Annotated in this window: 19 protein-coding genes; 4 read left to right on the forward strand and 15 right to left on the reverse strand. The window is 67.3% G+C overall.

Annotated elements, in window-relative coordinates; translation table 11 throughout:
• The 5 genes from LuPra_RS17915 to pepF form a co-directional block, all read right to left on the reverse strand.
• Entirely contained in the window at window positions 1–690 is a 690-nt protein-coding gene (locus tag LuPra_RS17915; protein ID WP_110172009.1) for a LiaF transmembrane domain-containing protein, read from the reverse strand.
• Window positions 687–1,034 (reverse strand): LiaF transmembrane domain-containing protein, encoded by a 348-nt coding sequence (locus LuPra_RS17920; RefSeq protein ID WP_157899347.1) that lies wholly within the window; start codon window positions 1,032–1,034, stop codon window positions 687–689. Before LuPra_RS17920 ends, LuPra_RS17915 begins: the two co-directional genes overlap by 4 nt.
• Window positions 1,031–1,312, reverse strand: coding sequence for a hypothetical protein (locus LuPra_RS17925; protein WP_157899348.1), 282 nt, complete (start codon window positions 1,310–1,312; stop codon window positions 1,031–1,033). Before LuPra_RS17925 ends, LuPra_RS17920 begins: the two co-directional genes overlap by 4 nt.
• A 221-nt stretch (window positions 1,313–1,533) precedes the next feature.
• Entirely contained in the window at window positions 1,534–2,583 is a 1,050-nt protein-coding gene (locus LuPra_RS17930; protein ID WP_110172012.1) for an NAD-dependent epimerase/dehydratase family protein, read from the reverse strand.
• 9 nt (window positions 2,584–2,592) lie between these two features.
• Window positions 2,593–4,470, reverse strand: a complete 1,878-nt coding sequence (gene pepF / locus LuPra_RS17935; protein WP_234800452.1) for an oligoendopeptidase F — start codon at window positions 4,468–4,470, stop codon at window positions 2,593–2,595.
• 141 nt (window positions 4,471–4,611) lie between these two features.
• On the opposite strand from pepF, the gene LuPra_RS17940 reads away from it, so the two are divergent.
• Window positions 4,612–5,172 (forward strand): hypothetical protein, encoded by a 561-nt coding sequence (locus tag LuPra_RS17940; protein ID WP_110172013.1) that lies wholly within the window; start codon window positions 4,612–4,614, stop codon window positions 5,170–5,172.
• 5 nt (window positions 5,173–5,177) lie between these two features.
• Entirely contained in the window at window positions 5,178–6,407 is a 1,230-nt protein-coding gene (locus tag LuPra_RS17945; RefSeq protein ID WP_110172014.1) for an alpha/beta hydrolase, read from the forward strand.
• Between the two features lie 108 nt (window positions 6,408–6,515).
• Here the strand turns inward: LuPra_RS17945 and LuPra_RS17950 are convergent, their stop codons facing one another.
• The 3 genes from LuPra_RS17950 to LuPra_RS32840 are packed head-to-tail and all read right to left on the reverse strand — an operon-like array spanning window position 6,516 to window position 9,620.
• Window positions 6,516–8,333, reverse strand: coding sequence for a UbiD family decarboxylase (locus LuPra_RS17950; protein WP_110172015.1), 1,818 nt, complete (start codon window positions 8,331–8,333; stop codon window positions 6,516–6,518).
• 2 nt (window positions 8,334–8,335) lie between these two features.
• On the reverse strand, window positions 8,336–8,971 hold the full coding sequence (locus LuPra_RS17955; protein WP_110172016.1) for an RNA polymerase sigma factor: 636 nt from the start codon (window positions 8,969–8,971) through the stop codon (window positions 8,336–8,338).
• Entirely contained in the window at window positions 8,964–9,620 is a 657-nt protein-coding gene (locus LuPra_RS32840; RefSeq protein WP_237050619.1) for a GNAT family N-acetyltransferase, read from the reverse strand. The genes LuPra_RS17955 and LuPra_RS32840 overlap by 8 nt, the downstream gene beginning before the upstream one ends.
• A 91-nt stretch (window positions 9,621–9,711) precedes the next feature.
• On the opposite strand from LuPra_RS32840, the gene apaG reads away from it, so the two are divergent.
• Window positions 9,712–10,101 carry a Co2+/Mg2+ efflux protein ApaG gene (gene apaG, locus LuPra_RS17965; RefSeq protein WP_110172018.1) on the forward strand — a complete coding sequence of 130 codons (390 nt, stop codon included), beginning with the start codon at window positions 9,712–9,714 and terminating at the stop codon, window positions 10,099–10,101.
• A 127-nt stretch (window positions 10,102–10,228) separates the two neighbouring features.
• Here the strand turns inward: apaG and LuPra_RS17970 are convergent, their stop codons facing one another.
• Window positions 10,229–10,636: a (2Fe-2S) ferredoxin domain-containing protein gene (locus LuPra_RS17970; RefSeq protein WP_169812023.1), complete on the reverse strand. Its 408-nt coding sequence runs from the start codon at window positions 10,634–10,636 to the stop codon at window positions 10,229–10,231.
• Window positions 10,636–11,115 (reverse strand): DUF4920 domain-containing protein, encoded by a 480-nt coding sequence (locus LuPra_RS17975; RefSeq protein ID WP_110172019.1) that lies wholly within the window; start codon window positions 11,113–11,115, stop codon window positions 10,636–10,638. The genes LuPra_RS17970 and LuPra_RS17975 overlap by 1 nt, the downstream gene beginning before the upstream one ends.
• Window positions 11,116–11,613: 498 nt before the next feature.
• On the opposite strand from LuPra_RS17975, the gene LuPra_RS17980 reads away from it, so the two are divergent.
• The gene (locus LuPra_RS17980; protein ID WP_110172020.1) at window positions 11,614–12,147 is read left to right on the forward strand and encodes a hypothetical protein; all 534 of its coding nucleotides are present in this window, start codon (window positions 11,614–11,616) and stop codon (window positions 12,145–12,147) included.
• Window positions 12,148–12,266: 119 nt separating this feature from the next.
• Here the strand turns inward: LuPra_RS17980 and LuPra_RS17985 are convergent, their stop codons facing one another.
• From LuPra_RS17985 to LuPra_RS18005, 5 genes are all read right to left on the reverse strand, one after another.
• Complete coding sequence (locus LuPra_RS17985) at window positions 12,267–14,237, reverse strand: chemotaxis protein CheX (protein ID WP_110172021.1); 1,971 nt, start codon at window positions 14,235–14,237, stop codon at window positions 12,267–12,269.
• A 158-nt stretch (window positions 14,238–14,395) separates the two neighbouring features.
• Window positions 14,396–15,757, reverse strand: a complete 1,362-nt coding sequence (locus LuPra_RS17990; RefSeq protein WP_162271438.1) for a response regulator — start codon at window positions 15,755–15,757, stop codon at window positions 14,396–14,398.
• Between the two features lie 113 nt (window positions 15,758–15,870).
• Complete coding sequence (locus LuPra_RS17995; protein ID WP_110172023.1) at window positions 15,871–16,734, reverse strand: flagellar motor protein MotB; 864 nt, start codon at window positions 16,732–16,734, stop codon at window positions 15,871–15,873.
• A gap of 9 nt (window positions 16,735–16,743) precedes the next feature.
• Window positions 16,744–17,616 carry a flagellar motor stator protein MotA gene (gene motA / locus LuPra_RS18000; RefSeq protein ID WP_110172024.1) on the reverse strand — a complete coding sequence of 291 codons (873 nt, stop codon included), beginning with the start codon at window positions 17,614–17,616 and terminating at the stop codon, window positions 16,744–16,746.
• A 12-nt stretch (window positions 17,617–17,628) separates the two neighbouring features.
• Window positions 17,629–18,309 (reverse strand): HD domain-containing phosphohydrolase, encoded by a 681-nt coding sequence (locus LuPra_RS18005; protein WP_110172025.1) that lies wholly within the window; start codon window positions 18,307–18,309, stop codon window positions 17,629–17,631.
• Window positions 18,310–18,324: the final 15 nt, after the last annotated feature.

The raw sequence follows: 18,324 nt of genomic DNA on the forward strand, positions 1-18,324 counted from the left end.
TCAGTTCTTGATTTCCACGCCGCCCATGAGGGCCACGCCGCGAATGATCAATCGCTTCTCGGTCGCCAGCGCGGGGGGACGCGTCTTGTCGACGAACCCCGCCAGCAGCGGTGTGCCCTGGAGATCGACGGTCCAGTCGTCGGGCACGCGAATCTCCACGCCGCCCCACATGACGAAGATGTCGATGCTCGCCGGCGCACGCAGCGAGGCCTGGCGCAGGTCGATCTCGCATCCGCCCATCACCGCGGTCAGGTCACCGCCCCGGAAGTCCTGGGAGTTGTTGGAGCGCTCGAAGCCGGCCAGCATGGCAAACGCGGAAATCGAATCGCTCGAGTCCTTGCTGACGTCAGGTTCGGGACGGCCGAAGACACCGCGGCCGATCATGAAGGTACCGACGACGATGAGCGTGACGGCAGCGATGTCGGCCGGACCAGGGGACCAGTATCCCAGCACCTTGGCCAGTTGTCCGGCGCCGAGGCAGGTCAGGAAGATGCCGAACGCCTGGTCGCCGCGTGACTGTGCCGTGAACAGCTTCAGCAGCCCGACGCCGAGTGGCAGCACTGCCCAGTAGCGCCAGTACTGGCGTACCTCGAACAGGTCGAGGTTCTGCGCGAACAACAGCGACCCGATCGTCAGGAGCACCAGCCCGGCCAGCGCCTGCCCGCCGGAGCGTCGCCGCTCGCGCCTCATCGCGTCCCTCCCAAGCGCGCCCGGGACCTGTACAAAAGGCGCGCGCCGAGGGCCACCAGCAACAGCGGTACGAGATCCCGCAGCCGCAATTGGACGTACCCGAGGTTGAGCGACACCAGGAGTGCGGCGACTCCAGCCCAGGCCAGCGCCGCCACCAGGCTTCGCTCGGGCCCCACCAGGCGACTGGTAGCGGGCAGCAGGAACACCAGGGGCCAGAAGGCCCTGTACCGCTCGATGTCCCACCAGCCGCGCAGGGCCCCCAGCAGCGCCACCCCACTCAGCACGAGCATGACGCCGGTCAGCACCGAATGCGTACGATTGGTCGCGCAGTGACGGACGCTCATCGCGCCTTCCTTGTCTTGAGGCCGTCCCGCATGACGGTCACCACCGTCGCCGTTCCCTGCCGGACCACCGCCGGCACGCCGCGCGCACCGTCACGTTCCAGCGTCGTCATCGTCGGGACGGGATGTGCCAGCAGCGCGACCACCAGCGCCAGCACGCTCCAGAAGGCCGCAATGACCGCGACGAGGGAAGCCAGGATGCCTCCGTGGGCCAGCGTCGCTCGCCATCGCCCCTGCGTCGTGAACCCGAACCCGTCGTTGCCCAGCACCATCGTCGTCACCGTTCTCACTCCCACGATGACGATACGGAGCCGTGGCGTCTGAGGCACCCACGTTCCGGCGAGTGCCGCTGCGCGTCGGTGAATGACGCCGGGGGGATCCAGACGGCCATCGGCATGCGGCCTTCGGCGTGGGGCACGGTGCCCGTCGACCAAGGTCGACGGCTACAACCAAACGGAAAGATGTAGGCGTCGAGCTTGCTCGACGCTCGCCGCGACGGCGTTCAGCGTTCGGCGATCGGCGTTCCTGCCTCGTGCTCGTAGCGGGCCTTGATGGCCGGCAGCAGGTACTCGGTGAAGGCGCGGTCGAAGCCGTAGGCCGGCGAGAAGCCCCAGTCGGCACGCGCGGCGGAGTCGTCCACGTCGGCGGGCCAGCTGTCGACGATGCCCTGCCGCTTGGTGTCGATGTCGAAGCCGATTTCCGCCCCGGGAAACGCCTCCAGCACCTTGGTGCGAATCTCTTCGGCCGACGGGTTGAACGCACCGACGTTGTACGCCGTGCGGGTCAGTTGCCAGCGCGGTGCGGCGGCGACCTTGAGCAGGGCTTCGACGGCGTCGGGCATGGCCATGAACGGGATGCGCGTGTCGGGCCGCACGAAGCAGTCGTAGGCCTCGCCGCGCGCCGCGGCGTGCAGCATCTCTGGCGCATAGTCCGAGGTGCCGCCCGACGGCAGCGTCGCCGCCGAGATGAGGCCAGGAAAGCGCAGCGCGCGGAAGTCGACACGACTGGCCGCAGGCGACGCCGACAGCTGCTTGTAATGCCGCGCGTAGTAGGTCCCGAGCAGTTCGCAGTACAACTTGTTGCAGCCGTACATCGTCGTCGGGGATGTGTGCTGGTCCTCGTGGACACGCCCGGCCGTGGCCCGTGTTTCGGCGTCGGGCAGGCCGTAGGCGGCGATGCTCGACGGATAGACGAAGACGACCGGACGCCCGTGCGACTCGCCTTCCTTCTGGGCGAACTCCAGCAGCGTGAGCATGCCTTCGACGTTGACCTGGTGCGCCATGATCGGCGTGAACTCGGAGCGTGTCGACAGCAGCGCCGCGAGGTGGAACACCAGGTCGATTTCGAACTCCGCGAGGATGCGCTCGAGCAGCGCCGTGTCGAGGATCGACCCCGTGAACTCGCGGGTGACCATCTTGCCGATCTCGGGATCGAGCCGCGTCAGGTCGAGGGTGACGATGCGTTGGCGGCCGGACGCGGCGAGCCGGGTGATCAGGCCGTGACCGATCTCCCCGCCCGCCCCCGTGATGAGGACGACAGGCTTGCGCAGCATGGGTGGCTTTCAGAGAAGCCCGCGGGCCCCGAGGGCGTCCTCGAGCTGGTCCACGAGCGTGTCGAGCAGCGCGCCGACGGCGCCGACCGTCGACCGATCCGCCAGGTCGATGCCCGCGCGCTGCAACAGCGTCATCGGATAGTCGCTCCCACCAGCCGCGAGCAGGTCCAGGTAGCGCGCGATCGTCCCTTCCCGGGTTGCCGCGTCGGCATCGCGCAGCCCCACCAGCAGGCGGGCGCTCGACGCGTAACACGTGGCGTACTGATACACATAGTACGGCGAGCCGAAAAAATGCGGGATGCGCGCCCACGTCAACCGCGACAGGGGGTCGTAGTCGATCGCGTCGCCGTGGTAGGCGCGCAGCGTCGTGTCGTAGAGGGTACTGAGGACGTCGGCGGTGACCGGTTCCCCCGCCTCGACGAGGCGATGCGCCTGCAGTTCCCAATCGGCAAACATCACCTGCGTGAAGAACGTGCCAGTGATGCCATCGATGGCGTGCTGGAGGAGGACGATACGCTCGAGTGGATCGGTCGCGTGCGAGAGCCGGTAGTCGAGCAGGAGCGCCTCGCTCAGCGTCGACGGCACCTCGGCGACGAAGATGGTGTAGTCGGAGTACACGAATGGCTGGCGCTCGTGCGACAGCACCGTGTGCATGGAGTGTCCCATCTCGTGCGCGAGCGTGAAGGCGGCATCGAGTGTGTCGTTGTAGTTCATGAGCACGTACGGGTGGACGCCGTACACCGGCGCCGAGTAGGCACCCGAGCGCTTGCCGTCGTTCTCGTAGATGTCCACCCAGCGGCTTTCGAAGCCGGCGGCAAGGCGCTGCTGGTACTGCCGGCCGAGCGGCGCGACGGATGCCACGATCCACTCCACCACCTGCTGATACGGGTAGTGCTCGGTGAAGTCCACCAGCGGGATCGACCCGTCGTACAGGTGATACGTGTCGAGCCTGAGCGCGCGGCGCCGCAGCTTCTCGTACCGCTGGTAGGCCGAGATGTTGGCGCGCGCCGAGGCGATCAGGTTCTCGACGACGGCAACGGGGATGTTGTCGCCGTGGAGAGCGGCCTCGAGCGTCGATGCGTAGCCGCGCGCACGCGCCTGGTACCAGTCGCGCTGCAGGACGCCGTTGTACAGCGCCGCATACGTGTTGAGCGACACCTCGAAGGCGCCGTGGTGCGCCTCGAAGGCACGGGCCCGATCGGTCTGCACCCTGTTGGTCGCGAGCAGCGCCCGATAGCGCGCATAGGTGACCTGCACCTTCTCGCCGGTAGTGAGTTCGATCGTCGCAAAGCGCATGTCCGCTGTCGAGAGCGCTTCGTATGCATCGTCGGGGACCCGCGTGAGTTGCGTGGCGAGCGAGAGCAGGTGCTCGCCACGCTCGTCGAGGACGTGTTCCTGCTGCCGGAACAGCGATTCGATCATGAAGCGATAGAGCGCCAGCCCGCTGTCGGCATCCATCCAGCCGCGCAGCGTCTCGAGTGGCAGCGCGAGGACCTCGGGGTTGAACCACGCCGTCGACTGCCGCCACTGTGCGAACAGCAGTTGCACCTGCTGGCGCCTGGCCCCGATCTGGTTGTCGCGTTGATCCTCGTCGTGCGCGAGGGACGCGAAGTACCACACCTTGTAGGCCAGCTGGCCCATGGTGTCGCTCTCGCGCAACGCGTCGAGCAGCGCCGCGGCGCCGCCGGCGAGCGTACCCTTGCGCGCGCCGTAGGCCTGGACGCGCCGTTCCAGGTCGTCATACGCCTCGCGCCATGCTTCCCATGACGTGAAGATGTCGGCCAGGTTCCAGCGCTCGGGCTCAGGGACGTCGGGACGGGCACGAGAACCAGCGGGGGCCGAGGCGAAGGTGGTGTCGAACAAGAGGCCGGGCACGGGAGCAGTCACGCCGGCGATCCTACCGGAACCGGAACAGGCCGGGCTACACTTGCGCCGCAATATGGCCTGGGTGAGGGCGGCTCTGCTGGCAGCCCGGCGAGGCGTCCGACGTCCACGACCCGAGGGACGATTCAGAGACGAGGATGCAACGTGGATCGCAACGACTACATCCTGTTCAGCGGTGGGGCCCCCGGGGCCGAGGCCGAGTTCGGCGCGCAAGCGGAGCGGTACGGCATCGAGGAGGTGAACTTCGGCTTCGAAGGACACATCACGGTCCGCAACCGCGGCCTGCGCATCCTCAACCACGAAGAGCTGAAGGCGGGCGACGTGAGCCTCGCGTACGTGTCGCAGCTCATGAATCGCCGCTACTCGGACACGCCGACGTTCCGCAAGGTCCTGCAGAGCATCTGGTACCAGGTCAACGCCGGGCAGGACATCTTCGTCGTCGGCACGATCCTGCCCGACACCCATGTCAAGGGCGGCACCGGATGGGGCGCGGAGTTCGCCAAACTCTGCAACAAGCCACTGCACGTCTACGATCAGGAGAAGGACACCTGGTTCACGTGGGATGAGCGGCAGTGGGTGGCGCGCACGGGCTCGGACCTGCCGACGATTCAGCACGCGCACTTCACGGGCACCGGCACACGCACTCTGACCGACGCGGGCAAGACAGCCATTTCCGCACTGTTCGAGCGGTCCTTCCAGGCGTGACCGGCATGGGTGCGCGCCTGCTGCTGGCGGGACTGCTGCTGGCGGGCTGGGCGCCCGCACACGCGCAGCAGTCTGCGCCGCTCACGCCACAAGCCCTCGATGCGGCCCTGGCCGCCGCGCCGCAAGGCGCCGACGCGGAACGGCTGGCCGACCGCGTCCGCGAATGGTTCGGTGGCAGCCAACGCCTGCTCGCCGGATCGGCGGCGCCGAAGATCGAGAGTCTGCAGGTCGCCTGGGCGATCGAGGTGCCAGCCGGGGCCACCACCGACACGGACGTACCGATCGTCGAGTCAGACGCCGTGCACTTCACGCGCCGGCTGACGCGCATCGGCACGACGAGTGTCTACGCGACTGTCGCCTCGCTGGCGCATGGTGATGCGTTCACGTGGCATTTCACGCAAGGCACGCGTCGGCTCGGTGGCGGTCAACTCGAGGTCTACGAGACGCATGCCGATAGCGTCGAACACTCGGGAGTTCCGCGAGGCGTCGTGACGCAGCAGGCGCCGTGGAAGAGCACCATCTTCGATGGCACCACGCGCGACTGGTGGGTCTACGTGCCCGCGCAGTACACGGCCGGCACACCGGCGGCGGTGATGGTGTTCCAGGACGGCGCGGGGGTGCGGACCTTCGTCCCCACCGTGTTCGACAACCTGATCGCCCGTGGCGAGATGCCGGTGACCGTGGGCATCTTCATCGAACCGGGTGTCTTTGCCGACGGCCGGCGCAATCGCAGCGTCGAGTACGACACGCTGTCGGACAAGTACGCGCGCTTTCTCCTCGAGGAGATCCTGCCGGCAGTCGAGAAGACGGTGGCGCTGCGCCACGACGCCGCGGGCCGTGCCATCGCCGGCGCCAGCAGCGGCGGCATCTGCGCGTTCACCGCGGCCTGGGAGCGCCCCGACGCCTTCGGCAAGGTCGTGTCCTGGATCGGCAGCTTCACGAACATCGCCAGCGGCACGTCGTTGCGGGAGGGCGGTCACAACTACCAGGCCCTGGTGCGCAAGACACCGCAAAAGCCGATCCGTGTGTTCCTCCAGGACGGCGCCAACGACCTCGACAACGTCCATGGCAACTGGCCGCTCGCCAACCTCACGCTCGCGAGCTCCCTCGCGTACGCGGGCTACGACCATCGCTTCGAGTACGGCAAGGGCTTCCACAGCAATCGCCACGGCCGGGCGATCCTGCCTGACACGCTGCGTTGGCTCTGGCGGGATGGGAAGGACACCACCAGGTAGGCTGCAGCCTACGGCCTGTAGCCTGCAGGGGCTGTAGGCCGTCCGTATCCATAAGCCGCAGGCCGTACTTCGTAGGCTGTAGGCTGTAGGCCGCAGGCTGTGGGATCCCTATTTACTCGCCGCCGGATCGAGGTGCCCGCGGCTGCTGTCGCCCATCGTGATCTTGCGGTTCGGGAAGTACTCCGCCCATCGGTCGGACACCAGACGGGCGGTGCCGGAATCGCATTCGACTTCGGCAGGGAACCACGGCTTCATGCGCGCGTCGATCAGGATCGGCGGCGCGTAGCTCACGTGATGGCGCACTACGTGTTGCGCGGCGGCGTGAATGTCTGCCGCCGGCTCGAAGCGCGTGAACGTGGTCCACAGGAAGTTCATCTCGCTCGCCGTCGCACGCAGGGGTTCGTCGCTGAGCACCACCAGTGGCCACTCGCTCAGGGCTGGGTGCTGCACCAATCGCGCCCCGGCGCCGGGTTCGTCGGTGTATCTGGGGCCATCGATCACGAGACAGCCCGGGCAGAACACCCGGACGGTCGCCACCCCCGCGGGCAGCTCCGCCGACTGAAACGCCTGTGGCAGATCGCGCACCGGGTCCCCGAGCCCGAGGAGCACGCCCTTGGATCCCTCGTTCACCTTCGGTCCCGTGTAGTCCAGCGTGTCCATCGAGAGGTTGCCGAGCACGTACAGATCGGTCTCCGGACGGGTCCGCGCGAGGACGTGCATGAGCGTCGCTCGAAAGTCGCGCAGGTCGACGTCGCGATCGGTCAGCAGGAGGAACTTGGTCAGGGCGAGTTGTCCCTCGCCGAGGATGCGGAACGCGCTCCCCATCGCCTCACGGCGATACCGCTCCTTGACGACGGCCGCCGCGAGCGAGTGGTACCCGGTCTCGCCGTAACTCCACAGTTGCCGAACGGCCGGCATGACCAGCGGGAACAACGGCGACAGCAGGTCCTGCAGGAGGTCGCCGATGAAGAAGTCCTCCTGGCGCGGCTTGCCCACCACGGTCGCCGGGTAGATTGCGTCGTGACGATGCGCGAGGCGGCGGACGTTGAATACCGGGTAGTCGTGCTGCAGCGAGTAGTAGCCGTAGTGGTCGCCGAACGGCCCTTCGGGGTGTCGCACGTGCGGGGCGACCTCGCCGATCAGCGCGAATTCCGCGTCGGCGACGAGCGGGTGGGGTGCCATGCCGTGTACGAGCGGCAGCCGGCGCCCGGCGATCAACGACGCGAGCAGCAGTTCGGGCACGTTCTCGGGCAGCGGCGCGATGGCCGATAGGATCAGGGCCGGCGGTCCGCCGAGGAAGGCGCTGACCGGCAAGGCCTGGCCGCGCTGCTCGGCGAGTTGGTAATGGAAGCCGCCACCTTTGCCAATCTGCCAGTGCATCCCGGTGCATGCGGGGGCGTGCACCTGCATGCGATACATCCCCAGGTTATGGCCATGGCCGTCCGGGTGCTCGGTGTAGACCAGCGGCAAGGTCACAAACGGGCCGCCGTCCTCTGGCCACAGCTGCAGGTTGGGCAACCGATCGAGGCGGACGTCCGAGGTCATCACCTCGGTCACCGGGCCACTGGCCACGCGACGCAACCCGACGCGCGCCGCCGAGGCGGCGAGATGCCGCGCCTCCCACAGCCTGGCGGGCGTAGGCGGCAGTTCCTGCACCAACCGCACGAGCCCCTTGATGAACGCAAGCGGCCGGTCGCCGAACGCCTGCTCGGCGCGCGATCGCGTGCCGAACAGATTGGTGACCAGCGGAAAGCTCGATCCCTTCACCCGCGTGAACAGGATGGCCGGGCCACCCGCCGCGATGACGCGCCTGTGAATCTCGGCGACCTCGAGCCGGGCATCGACCGGGGCATCGACGACGACGAGATCGCCATCGCCGCGAATCCGACGCAGGAAACTGCGCAGGTCGGGATGAGGAGTGGACACGCTTAGCCGGGATCCGCGGGTATCGACGACTTGCCCATTTCCTGCGCCAGCTTCACCAGCGCGCGGGCCACGGCCATGCGCGCCGCATCGGGCGAACTCTTGCCGAGCGCCTGCGCCACCTCGGCATAGGACAACCCGAGTTCCACCCGTGCGACGATCGCCTGGCGGTCTTCGTCCCGGAGACGCGACAAGGCGCCCTCGTACCGCTCCACGGCCTGCGTGCCGATGGCCGACTCCAGCGGCGACGCCGTATTGTCGGTGTGCTGGTCGGCTTCGAGTTCCTCGGGCGGCGGCCGGCGCTGCGCGCGTCGCACTTCATCGCGAATGCGGTTGATCACGGCCTGCCGCAGATACGCGTGCAGGGCGCCATCGTGCCGCATCTCGAAGCCCTTGAGCCGACGGAAGGCGTGGACCAGTGTCTCCTGGACGAGATCCTCGGTCTCGAGCAGATCGCGGGCGTACTGCGGCAGCCGGCCGCGAGCCCAGCGACGCAGCGGTGGCAGGTAGCGGCTGAACAGCAGATTGACGGCTTCGGCATCACCCTGTTGGGCGCGGGTCAGCAGTTCGACCGTGGCGTCGAGGGCCGGGTCGTTGTCGAAAGCGTCGTCGGCGGGAGGGGTACCGGGCGCGTCAGTCATGGTCTAAGCAGGGGGTGGCTCCCGCAAGGGCGCGGATGCCATCCCGATCTAGTCGGTAGGTCTGCCATTCGTCAAGGGGGACTGCCCCCAGCTGGCGATAGAACTGGATGGCGGGCTCGTTCCACGTGAGCACCGCCCATTCGAGCCGGCCGCAGGCACGGGCCTCGGCAATGGCGGCCAAACGCCCAAGAAGGGCACGGCCGATGCCGGCACCGCGAGCCTCGGGGACGACGAAGAGGTCTTCGAGGTGCAGTCCCGGGCGCGCGAGGAACGTGGAATAGGTCTCGAAGAAAAGCGCGAAGCCGACGTCACGGCCGTCGATGCTGGCGATGATCACCTCGGCGGCCGGGTGCGCCCCGAACAGGGTCTCGTCGAGTGCCGCGGCAGTCGCCTTCACTTCGTGCCGCATCCGCTCATAGTCGGCCAGTTGCTCGATGAAGTCGAGAATGGCCGGCACGTCCTCGCGCGTGGCGGCGCGAACGGTGACGGCGGCAGGCGAGGTGGACTCGGGCACGGGTAATCGCTCGTCGTGATCGGGCGGGTCGTAGCCGGCGCACTGCCAGCGGGGCAACGCCGGGTACTTGGGAAAACGCGGGTCGGTCCTGGCCCGGCGACACAGGAAGAACGTGGACCCGCGCGACGACGACACGACCTGCCCCTGTCGGCACGTCCCGCACTCTCCCGGCGGCACCATACTACAATCGCCCCATGACACCGGCGATCGCGCCTCGAGGCGCCCGATGAGCTCCTCGACCGCCACCACCAGAGGCATTCGCGTCAGTGTCGACGCACGCTTCTCCGCAGAACACTCCGCTCCCGAACGCCAGCACTGGTTTTTCCTCTACACGATCAAGATCGAGAACACGGGCGATCTCACGGTCCAGCTCCAGGCCCGTCACTGGATCATCACCGATGGCGAGGGGCACGTCGAGGAAGTTCGCGGCCCCGGCGTCGTCGGCGAGCAACCGGTGCTGATGCCCGGCGAGTCGTTCGAGTACACGTCGGGGTGTCCGCTCACGACCCCGCTCGGATCGATGGTGGGCAGCTATCAGATGGCGGCGCCCACGGGCGAGACGTTCGACGTCGAAATCGGCAAATTCGACCTGCGCGGACCGTATACGGTGCATTGATGAAATGCCGCGATGCCGCGATGCCGGGAATGCCGAAGATTCAGGAATCCTGGTCTCGACACTTCGGCATTCCGGCATTCCGGCCTCGGCGCATTTCCGTCAAGCGTCAGGCGTCAGGCGTTAGGCGTTAAGTGATTACGCCGCCGAGCGGCTGAACCACGATCGCGTATTCCTCGACGACTCGCCCACCGATCAGGTGTTCCTGAATGATCCGTTCGAGTACGGGTGGATCGCAGGCGCCGTACCAGACCCCTTCAGGATAGACGACGGCGACGGGACCGCCGGTGCAGATCCGCAGACAATTGGCCTTGGTGCGCGCGATGCCGCCCTGGTCGGCGAGCCCGAGCGCGAGCAACCGCGCCTTCAGGTAGTCCCAGGCGACGATCGAACGCTCGCGATCGCAACACTTCGGCTTCGCCTGGTCGCAACAGAGGAAGATGTGGCGACGTGCGGCGGGCACGCCGATGACGTCAGCCTTCTGTCTCTGGGCCTCGAGCACGTCGGCCGCCAACGCCGACCCTGCGGCGTCGGCCATCAGTACAGGACCGCGCCGGTGACGCGCACCCAGTAGATTTTCTCGGTCGGGGACTCCGGCACCGGCTTGCCGCTGTTCTCGGCTGACGTGGCGTGCTCGGCGTGCGCCTCGCGCACCGGCGATGTGAGAATCTCCTCGAAAGTGCCCTGTGCGGACACTTTCCGCCCCGAGGCGTCCTTCGGAAAGACGATCACCCCGTCCTTGGCCTTGAAGCGGACGCCGCGGCCAAGCGCGGGATCGGCGATCTCGATCCAGCACCCCATCGACTGACAGACCTGGCTGACCACCCCGTCCACGCGAACGGCCTTGCCCGCGTGCGCCTGCGGGGTGGCCAGCAAGGCGGCAATCGGGGTCGCGCGTTTGAGCGTCACGCCGTCGCCGTAGGTCTTGCCAGCCTCGTCGGCAGAGACGTGGGCCCCGCCGAGCGACGCAACGAGCAAGGTCACGGCCGTCAAAGCCAGGCGGGGTCGGATTGTCATGGACCGATTGTTGGGCCCGGGCGGTGGCGCGTCAATACCGGGTACCGGGTACCGGGTACCGGGTTCCGGGTACCGGGGGACACCACATCGGGAATCGGAGTCGGGAGTCGGGAGTCGACAATCAGGGAAGTTGTAGGCGTCGAGCTTGCTCGACGCACACCCGCCACCCTCTCATCGTCGATCGCATTCCGGCATTCCAGGCATTCCCGGCATTCCGTGGCTCTGACCAGAGGTCGTCCGGCCGGTCGACGCTGTCGACGGAGCGACATCTCGTGCAGGCTTCGACCGTCGGCCAGGTTGGTGTCGCGCCGCCTCGGCTTGGCGTTCATCTCCGACTTCAGCAGGAAACACTGGCGAAAGCCTGCAGATACGACAGCAATCGGCTCCGTGACAAATCACATGAATCCCTGGCCGGTACACGCGACGCCCGTGGCACCACGCTTGCTCCTTCAGTGGTCAACCGCGGGAGCAGGCGCTCCCGGGAGGCACGAGGACATCATGAGCACAGTGCAGGCCACGTCGGCCACTGCAGTCCAGGACCTGGCGAAGAACCTGATCAAGTCCTTCGACGCCAACAGCGACGGACAGCTCGGGCAGGACGAGTTCGGCTCGTTCCTGTCGCAGCTGATGAACGGCATCCAGACGGCGAGCGGCACGATGACGGCCTCGACGCAGACTGCCGCCACGGGGCTCCAGACCCTTTCGCGGGGCGCGCTTCGCCGCGACCTGTTCGAGGGCTTCAACTTCGACCGCGAGCAGAACGTGGAGAAGTCGGCCAAGGACGCCTTCGCCAGTCTCGCGAGCGCGGCCGGCGCCGTGCCGGCGACCAAGGCCGAGGCCGAGAACTGGTTCAACCAGAACGTCAAGCAGGGCATGGAGTCGCTCGGCCACAAGGTGGATTGGGTCAAGGGCGACAAGTTCCAGTTCAGCAACTGGCAGGGCTCGTTTGTCGTCGACTTCGTTCGCGGCGCGGACGGCCCGAACCCGAGCTTCACCTGGCTCGCCGATCAGGCGGGCGCGAGCCTCACCTAGCATCCCACTCCCCTCCTCTCTCCCCCACGCCGTCGGCGCCCGTCGCCGGCGGCGATTTTTTTGGGTGGATATTGGATCGGGAGTCGGGAGTCGGGGGTCGGGAGTCGGGAATTCCCGCTTCAGAGAATGTTGCTGAACTCGGTCGGCTGACTCTCCCTTTTTGCCGTCGCGGCGCGCTCTCGCCGCGTCAGCAGGCTGACGACGAAGGGTGCACCTTCGATGTCGAAGGTCACGCGCGTGACTGCCTCGCTGCCAGGCACGCGGATCGAGTAATCGCGTCCTTCCACGACCGCCGGGAGCGACAGCGCGCACTGGCCCTCGAGCAACGCCTTGACGTTGCCACCGGTCATGCTGGTGATCTCCCCCACCGCGTCCTGCATGTCCTCGAGCGATGTGGCGCTCTCATCGAGTTCGAACATCACCGCGGCTGCGCGACGGGCAACCTGTTCCGGCACCTGCAGCACCAGGGCGCCGGCCCAGGCCCCGGTGATGTTGATCACGCCCTCGAGGGTGCGGCCACCCGGCGTCGACGGCGCGGCCGCGTCGAGCGGCACGGCATCGAGGTTCACCGTGGCGCCCCAGATGTACTGCGTCAGCGAGATGATTTCCTGCTCCAGATACTGCATGGCACTCTCCGTCCTCGGGACTACGCTGCCGCGCGCAACGCCGGCGGCGCTTCTGTAACGATCCGATGGCATCCATCCTGGCTGCACGGACAGCCGACCCAACCGGCCATCAGACTGCGTGTCGGCTCGGGGCGCGCCCAGGAATAGGAAGCCGTCCTGTCGTACCGAACCGTGGATATGGTGTATCGCGGAGCGCTGTGCGCCGGCCGGGACCATGAGCGCCGGGGTGATCGCTAGGGTCAGCGGGATCTTGATGCGCAGCGTCGTGCCGGTCCCGGCCACGCTGTGGACGCCGACCGTGCCACCGATCCGCTCGATATTGGTCTTGACCACGTCCATGCCGACACCGCGGCCGGAGACGTTGGTGATCGTCTCGGCGGTCGAGAACCCCGGCAGGAAGATCAGCGCGATGACGTCGTGATCGGAAAGGCGCTGTGACTGTTCGCGCGTGATCAGGCCTTGCGCGAGCGCACGCTGGCGCACGCGATCGGCGGCGATACCAGCCCCGTCGTCGCTGATTTCGATGTTGACCTGGCCGCCCTCGTGAAAGGCGTGGAGCCGAATCGTGCCCTCGGCACGCTTGCCGCGCTCGATCCGATCGGCCGGTCGCTCGAGGCCGTGGTCGACGCAGTTGCGGATGATGTGCGTGAGGGGATCCTTGATCGCCTCGACGATGGTGCGATCGAGGGCGGTGTCCCTGCCTTCCATCTCGACACGGACTTGTTTGCCGCACGCCGACGCCAGGTCTCGGGCGACCCGCGGGAACTTGCTCCAGACGTTGCCGATCGGCTGCATCCGGGTCTTCATGACCGATTCCTGCAGCTCGGAGGTGACCAGGTCCAGGCGCTGCATGGCGTTGAGCAACGACGCGTCGTTGGTCGTCGTCGTGAACTGGAGCACCTGGTCGCGGGCGAACACCAGTTCGCCGACCAGGTTCATCAGCGTGTCCATCAGGCCGACGTCGACGCGCAGCGTGCTGTCCGAGACGCCGGGCTTGCGATCGTCAGCGGGCACCGGCGCGTGGTCCTCGACAGATGCCACGAACTCAGCCACCGGCGATGCGTTCCCCGCACGACTGCAGCGATCGTTGAGTGCCCTGAGGCTCTGGAGAACGGCGGTGTAGTCGGCATCGCCCTCCCCCCCGGTGCGCTCGATGGAGGCCAGGATCTCGCGGATGGCGTCGACCATGCCGAACAGCGCGGTGGTGATTGGCGCGTCGAGCACCGTGTCGCCGTCGCGCAGGCAGCTGAGGAGGCTCTCTCCCACGTGGCTGACGCCCTCGAGCTTGGTGAAGCCGAGGAAACCGCACGTGCCCTTGATGGTGTGAATCGCGCGGAACACGCTGCCGAGCGTCTCGCGGTTCCGGGGGGCCTTTTCCAGATCCACCAGGTCCTGATCGAGCCTGTCGAGGCCTTCGTGGCTCTCGATGAGGAACTCTCGAATCAGATCATCGGACTCGGTCACGACCGTGCCTCCGCGGCGCGTCTTTGCCCCCTGGCAGTGCGGCTACGCACCAGAATCGACGGGGCGATTGCAGTCTTGAAGGCAACCGCGACGCTCGAGCCCTGGCGTGGTCATCGGCCGGACCTCAGGTCTCCGATGACAATCGTGCACGGGATGCGTCAGTGGCCTGTTTTCGACGAATCGGCGCCGAGCCGTTTGGCCAGCACGCCCTGAAGGTGGCGCTCGACACGCCCGTACTCCGCCTGCAAAGCGTCCGCCAGGCTGCCGAGCAATTCGGGAGTGCCACCAGCATGGCCGGCCTGTTCGAGCGCGCTCGCACGCTCCTGCAGCACCAGCGCGCCGAGGTTGCCGGCGCTGCCCTTGACGGCGTGCGCGACGCGAACCACATGGCCCGCGTCGAGCGGCCGGGCGAGAAGGTCACGCAGCCGCTCCGGTGTGTCGCGCAGGAACAGCGTGACCAGTTCGACCACCAGGTCGGGTTCATCCGGCTCCTGCAGCGAGGCGAGCATCTCGAGCACCTCGGGATCGACCGGTAGTGACTGGGGCTGAGGTGTGTCCATTCGTGAAGTCCTCGAGGGCGTCGCGGTCGCCTCCGACGGGGCGCCCGCGACACGCGCAGCTGGCACGGCGCGCAGCGTAGTGATGAACTGCAGGTCACGGGCAGACGACGCGAAGTTGACGCGCATCAGCGCGGCAATGCCTTCGTCCACGGGGTCGACCCGCAACACCGTTGGGTGGCCCAACGTCACTCGGTCGCCGCGCTGGCGCAATGTGGTCTGCAGGCGGCTGCTGATGATGATGGCCATCTTGCATAGCGTCGAGGCCACGTCCTCGTCCGCGATTACGTCACCGGCTTGCAGATATTGAGCCGTCATGCGCTCGCTCATCGAGCGCGGTGCCGCCAGCAGGAACTCGAGGTCGTAATCCTCACGGCCGAGCCGCAGCACCACGCGCACGACGTCGTCGCCAGCCGACGCGGGCCGGTCGCCGGGCATGGCCAGGACCTCGATCCCGAGCATCATGCCAAAGACCTGTTCGGTTGCCGAGATCATCTGGGATCGCAGGTCGGCGCGCGCGGTCAGGAAGCTCTGCGGGGGCAGCCCTTCGGGTGGCACAGCCGACAAGCTACGCGAAGGCTGGCCGTTGGCCGCGGTGATGCGCGCAATGATTTCCTCGATGCGATCGGCGACGTCGAGCGGCCGCAGCGGCTTGGCCAGGTAGCCCGAGATGCCGTGCCGGACCAGCTGCCGGACCTTGCCTTCGTCACGCACGGCGGAGAGGACGATGACCGGCAGGTTCCGCAGGGACGGCGTGCGCCGCATGGCCTCGAGCGTTTCGATGCCGTCCATCATGGGCATCAGGACATCGAGCACCACGAGGTCGAAGCGCTGTCGCCCGAGCAGATCGAGCGCTTCGATGCCGTTGGTCGCCTCGCTGACAGTGCACCCGATCTTCTTGCGCAGGATGCGCGAGAGCAGCAGCCGGACGTTCGGCTGGTCATCGACGACCAGCGCCCTCACGACGGCCCCCCGGACGTGCCTTCGGGGAAGGGACGAACGCGAAACATCACATGTGCGGAATCGGCACGAACCCCGTGCGCCTTCAACACGCGGCGCAGCCGGCACCATCGGCGTCAATGCGTCGCGTGGCCGTTGGCCTGGGCCGGTGTCGCGGGCTCGGGGACGGCACCACCAGGAGCGCCCGATGCCGTGCCCGACACCTTCAGGGGACGCGGTCCGGCATTGTTCTGGACGACAATCGACACCCGCCGGTTGCGTGGGTTGAAGGGCTCTCCGGGCGTGCGCAGGATCGTGTCGGCAAAACCACGGATCGCCTTCACGTGCTCGGCCGGCAGCCCGGACTCCTCCATGATCCGCCGGGCGGCGTTGGCGCGATCGGCCGAGAGTTCCCAGTTCGTGTAGGTACGGTCCCGGCCGAACGGCGCCGCATCCGTATGCCCCTCGATGGCGAGAGACTGCGGCAGCACGGCGAGCTCCTTGCCGATCACCGTGAGCACGGCGCGCGTCTCCGCCTTGACGTGGGCACTGCCGGAGTCGAAGAACTTCGACTTGCCGCCCTCCTGCAACTCTATGCGCAGTCCCTCGGCCGTCACCTTCACTTCGATCTGCGACTCGAGGTTCTTGAAGCCGGGAATCGCCTTGATCTGTTCCTTGATCCGTTCGGCGGCCCGCTCGAGGGCGGCCGTCGCCGTGGCGACGTCGGGCTCCTGACGGGCCGTGCCTGATCCGACGATGCCCGCGCCCGACGCGATCGGCGACCGGCCGTGTTCGTACTCGAACACGCCGGGGTCCTGGAAGTACGCCTGGACGGAGTTCTTGACCTGCGGGCTCTGGTTGACGAGCCACATCACCAGGAAGAACGCCATCATGGCGGTGACGAAGTCCGCGTACGCGACCTTCCAGGCCCCGCCATGGTGACCGCCATGCGCGGCCTTCTTCTTCTTGATGATGATGACCGGCGCGTGCTGGAATGACATCGACGTGTCCTAGGCTGCCGCGGCCATGTCGGCCTTCTGTCCCTTGCAGGCCTGCTCGGTCTCGGTGAACGTCGGCCGGACGTCCTCGGGCAGCGTCCGTCGCGCGAATTCCACGGCAATCGCCGGCGGGAATCCCTTGTACACGGCCAGGAGACCGGCCTTGATGCAGATCAGGTAGCGGCCTTCGGCCTCCACCATGTGCTCCATGCTCGTCGCCATCGGCTGCACGAAGCCGTACGAGGCCAGGATCCCGAGGAACGTGCCGACCAGTGCTGCGGCCACGCTGTGGCCAATCTCCTCAGGCGGTCCGCCGATGGCCTGCATCGTGATCACGATCCCCAGCACCGCCGCGACGATGCCGAGTCCCGGCAACGCGTCGGCGACCTTGGCAAGCGTCTGCGCTGGCTTGAGTGCCTCGTGGTGGTGCACGTCGAGGTCCTCGTCCATCAGTGATTCGAGGTCGTGCGGCGTGACCCCACCGAGGATGATGACCCGCACGGAGTCCGACAGGAACGAGACCGCATGGTGATTGGCGAGGAACGTCGGGAACTTGCTGAAGATCGCGCTCTTCTCCGGTTCCTCGACGTGCGCCTCGAGCGCCATCACGCCGGACTGCTGCGTCAGGCGATACACCTGGTACTGCAGTGCCAACAGGTCCAGGTAGATGTCCTTGCTCGGCGGGCTCTTGAAGAAACCGCCCAATCGCGCCAGCAACTGCTTGATCAGCGAAATCGGGGTGCCGATGATCAGGGCGCCGAGGGCGGCGCCGCCGATGATGACGAGCTCGTTGAGCTGCCAAAGGGCGCCGAGCACCCCCCCGTGCATCATGTAGCCGCCGGCTACCGAGCCCAGCACGATCAGCGCACCGACGATCAGCAGCATGTCGGGAATGCCTCAGGCGACGTCGGCCGCGACTTCACGGTCCAGTACACGAAGCCATGTGTGCACGAGCGCGGGATCCACGGTCTGGCCCGCGACCGAGACGAGTTCGAAACAGGCGCGCGCGCTGATGACCGCCGGCTGACCGGGCCACCAGCCCTTGCTGGCCAGGTCGAAGTCCCGGACCAGGCGCGCGATGCGCGCTTCCAGCGGAATCTCGTCGCCCTTGCGTCCGAAGGGCAGGCCGTCACCATCGAAGCGTTCGCTGACCGACAGGGTGGCCGGCGCGAGATGTGCCAGCGCCGGAATCGCGCGCAAGAGATCATGCGATGCCCGGCGGCGTTGCCATTCGAGCCACGGGTTGTCACGGGTCTCGACGAGCGCGAGATGGCCGATGTCGGCCAGCAGTGCCACGTCGTGGGCGTCACGTGCGATGTCGTCCCGTCCGAGCGACTCGGCAAGCAGGCGCGCCCACTCGGCGGTGCGACGCGCCCGCGCCGCGAGAGCACGGTCGCGCCGCGCCAGGACGGACAGCAGCAGCACGGTTGGTGCGACGCCGGCCTGTTCGCCGGCCGTCAGCAGGCCTCGCACGTGCCGGAGGACTCCGGTCGGGTCCACATCCCCCTGGTCACAGGACGATGCGGGCGGCGGGGAGACCAGCGACAACAGCGAGGAACTGTCGGTAAGACCGTACATGCACGCTCCGAAACG

The sequence above is a fragment of the Luteitalea pratensis genome (assembly GCF_001618865.1).
Lineage (GTDB): Bacteria > Acidobacteriota > Vicinamibacteria > Vicinamibacterales > Vicinamibacteraceae > Luteitalea > Luteitalea pratensis.